This is a genomic window from Streptomyces sp. SPB074, from assembly GCF_000154905.1.
Classification (GTDB): domain Bacteria; phylum Actinomycetota; class Actinomycetes; order Streptomycetales; family Streptomycetaceae; genus Streptomyces.
On the sequence record NZ_GG770539.1, the window covers coordinates 5,323,467 to 5,326,766 of the forward strand.

The 3,300-nt window shown below is 77.8% G+C and carries 4 protein-coding genes; 1 reads left to right on the top strand and 3 read right to left on the bottom strand.

Translation table 11 applies throughout. From position 1 onward, the window contains the following. Nucleotides 1-690 (bottom strand): adenosylcobinamide-GDP ribazoletransferase (locus SSBG_RS22570; protein WP_037870428.1); only part of this gene is annotated, 690 nt, incomplete at its 3' end. Between SSBG_RS22570 and SSBG_RS22575 the strand changes: the two genes are divergently transcribed. After that, complete coding sequence (locus SSBG_RS22575; RefSeq protein WP_008748385.1) at nt 689-1,552, top strand: hypothetical protein; 864 nt, start codon at nt 689-691, stop codon at nt 1,550-1,552. The two genes, SSBG_RS22570 and SSBG_RS22575, sit on opposite strands and share 2 nt — an antisense overlap. Before the next feature lie 26 nt (nt 1,553-1,578). Here SSBG_RS22575 and cobT read toward each other — a convergent pair whose 3' ends face one another. Both cobT and SSBG_RS22585 read right to left on the bottom strand, forming a co-directional pair. Continuing rightward, on the bottom strand, nt 1,579-2,640 hold the full coding sequence (gene cobT / locus SSBG_RS22580; protein WP_008748386.1) for a nicotinate-nucleotide--dimethylbenzimidazole phosphoribosyltransferase: 1,062 nt from the start codon (nt 2,638-2,640) through the stop codon (nt 1,579-1,581). Between the two features lie 86 nt (nt 2,641-2,726). Next, nucleotides 2,727-3,300 (bottom strand): bifunctional adenosylcobinamide kinase/adenosylcobinamide-phosphate guanylyltransferase (locus tag SSBG_RS22585; protein WP_199781397.1); only part of this gene is annotated, 574 nt, incomplete at its 5' end.

Here is a 3,300-nt window from a genome sequence, read left to right on the forward strand (position 1 = left end):
ACCGCCGAAGCGCCGCACACAGTGCCGAAGGAGCAGCGCCGCGCCCGCCGCGCCCGCGAGCACCGCCGCGCCGAGCCGCACCACCGCCCCCGGCCCCGCGCCGAGCCCCGCCGCCGCGCACCCCAGCAGGCACAGTGCCCCGACCGCGTACGCCGCCCCGGGCGGCACCGTCCCCGCGACCACCGCGCCGAGCCCGTCGGGGCGCGCGGCGGGGACCCCGCGCCGTGCCGCGAGCGTCATCGCGAGCCGCGCCGTCACCCCGGCCACCGCCGCGCCCGTCGCGCCCTCGGCCCACCCGAGCCCGTAGAGCCGGTCCAGGGCCGCGACCTGGGCGAGGAGCACGAGCAGCAGGGTCACGACCCCGAAGGGCCCGATGTCCGAACGCTTCATGACCGCGAGCGCCCCGTCCGCCGGCCGCGCGCTCCCGAGCCCGTCCGCCGTGTCCGCGAGCCCGTCCAGGTGCAGCCCCCGGGTCAGGACCGCGGGGACGGCCGTGCTCGCGACCGCCGCGAGGAGCGGCCCGGCGCCCAGCGCGCTCAGCGCCCCGCCGGGCACCGCCGCGCACAGCCCCACGACGAGCCCCGCGAGCGGCGCCCACAGCATCCCCGCGCGCGCGGCGCCGCGATCCCAGCGCCGCACCCGCACCGGGAGCACGGTGAGGGTGCCGAAAGCGAAACGTATGCCGTCCATGGGGGGATTTTCGCAGGGACGGGGGCCGCGAACGGGCGGCGGGCGGCGGGAGGGGATACAGAGGAGGGGACGGGGCGGGCACGCGGCACGACGAGAGGCGCACACGGGGCACTGGCTGGACCGCAATTTCGTCGAGCCGGGCAAACTGCCGCTCCTGCTCGCCCTGCTCTCCTTCGTCCTGACCTTTCTCGTCACGCGCGCCATCACGCGCCTCATCCGCGGCGGACGCGGCCCCTTCCGCAACATCACCCCCGGCGGCGTGCACGTCCACCACTGCGTGCCGGGCATCGTCCTGGCCGTCGTCGGCGGCTTCGGTGCCGTCGGCAGCGGCAAGCACGGGATCGCCGCCGGGATCTGCGCCGTCGTCTTCGGCATCGGCACGGGACTCGTCCTGGACGAGTTCGCCCTGATCCTCCACCTCGCGGACGTCTACTGGACCGAGCAGGGGCGGCAGAGCGTCGAGGTCGTCGTCCTCACCGCCGCGCTCGGCGGGCTCGTCGTCGCCGGGGCCGTGCCGATCGGCGTGGACCAGGTCTCGCGGGGCGAGGCCGCCGGCCGTGCCACGACGATCGCCACGATCCTGTTCGACCTGTGCTTCGTCGTCGTCTGCCTCGCCAAGGGCAAGATCCGGCTGGGCCTGATCGGCGTCTTCGTGCCCTTCCTCGCCGTCGTCGGCGCGATCCGCCCCGCCCGCCCCGGCTCGCCCTGGGCCCGCCGCCGCTACGCCGACCGGCCCCGCCGCCGGGCCCGCTCCCTGCTGCGCGCCTACCGCGCCGACCGGACCTGGCTGCGCTGGGTGCGCCGCTTCCAGGATCTCGTGGGCGGCGCCCCCACCCCGAGCCCGCCGCCCCCGGGCGGCTGACGTTCAGGCTCCGGGCGGCTGACCGCTCAGGCCCCGGATTCCGTCGCACGTTCCGGGAGTTCGGCCGTCAGCGAGGCGGCCGCCCGCACCAGCGGCAGCGAGAGCAGCGCGCCGACGCCCTCACCGAGCCGCACCCCCTGGTCGAGGAGCGGTTCGAGCGCCATCCGGTCGAGCGCCTTGGCCTGCGCGGGCTCCCCGCTCGTGTGCCCGGCCAGCCACCAGTCCGGCGCGCGGAACGCCGCCCGCTGCGCGACGAGCGCGCAGGCGGCCGAGACGACGCCGTCGAGCACCACCGGGGTACGGCGCACCGCGCACTGGAGCAGGAAGCCCGTGGTCGCCGCGAGGTCCGCGCCGCCCACGGCGGCGAGCAGCGCGAGCTGGTCGCCGAGCACGGGCCGGGCCCGGCGCAGCGCGTCCCTGATCGCCGCGCACTTGCGCATCCACGTCAGATCGTCGATCGGTTCCCCGCCACGCCCCGTGACGACCGAGGCGTCCACCCCGCACAGCGCCGCCACGAGCGTGCCGGCCGCCGTCGTGCCGCCCACGCTCACATCCCCGAGGACCACGAGGTCCGTGCCCGCGTCGGCCTCCTCGTCGGCGACGGCCATCCCGGCCCGTACCGCCGCCTCGGCCTCCTCGGTCGTGAGGGCGTCCTCGCGGTCGATGCGCCCCGAGGAACGCCGCACCCGGTGCCGCGTCACCTCGGCGGGCAGCTCGGCGGGGTCGCAGTCGAGCGAGACGTCCACGACGCGGACGGGTACGTCCTGCGCCCGCGCCAGCACGGCGACGGGCGCGCTCCCGTCGAGCACGGCCCGCACGAGCGCGGCGGCGCCGCCCGCGGGGCGTCGCGAGACCTCGGCCCCGGCGATCCCGTGGTCCCCGGCGAAGAGCACGACGCGGGGCTGCCGCAGGGGCGCCGCGGGGACGGAGGACCGCGCGGCCGACAGCCACTCGCCGAGCGTGTCGAGCCGTCCGAGCGCCCCCTGGGGGATCGTCAGCCGCGCCCTGCGCTCCTCGGCGTCGCGCCGCACCTTGCCGTCGGGCCGCTCGATGAGATCGGAGAAGTCGTCGAGATCAATGGGGCTCATTCGCCAGACAGTACCGAAGCGCCCGGGGCCCGTCCCCCGCCCCTCCGGCCTCCGGGGAGCGAGGCGCGCGGCGGAGCCCCGCGAGGTCACCCCGGCAGCGGGAGCACCCGCCCGGCGACGACCAGCACCACTTCCTCGCACTCCCCGGCGACCGCCGTGTTCAGCCGCCCCAGCTCGTCCCGGTACCTGCGCCCCGAGGCCGTGGCGGGCACCACCCCGGCCCCCACTTCGTTGGAGACGAGCACCACCCGCCGCCGCGTGCACCGCACCGCCCCGGCCAGCTCCGCCACCCGCTCGCGCAGCGCGCCGCGCCCCCCGCCCGCCCACGCCGTGTCGTCCCAGGCGTCCACCGTGTCCATCGCGTCGGTGAGCCACAGCGAGAGGCAGTCGACCAGGAGCGCGGGGCCCTCCTCGCCGAGGAGCGGCACGAGGTCGCACGTCTCGGCCGTCCGCCAGCTCGCCGGGCGCCGCTCGCGGTGCGCGCCGACCCGCTCGGCCCACTCGGGATCACCCGCCCGCGTCCCGCCCGTCGCCACGTACAGCACGTCCGGGTACGTCTCCAGGCGCCGCTCCGCCTCCACGGACTTGCCGGAGCGGGCACCGCCGAGCACGAGGGTGCGGCGCGGGACGCGCGGGGCCCGGTAGGGGGGCGCCTCGCGC

What these genes read in the sequence shown, in the direction of transcription:
- SSBG_RS22575 (WP_008748385.1), top strand. Translation starts at nt 689, where the DNA reads ATGGGGGGATTTTCGCAGGGACGGGGGCCGCGAACGGGCGGCGGGCGG.
- cobT (WP_008748386.1), bottom strand. Translation starts at nt 2,640, where the DNA reads ATGAGCCCCATTGATCTCGACGACTTCTCCGATCTCATCGAGCGGCCC.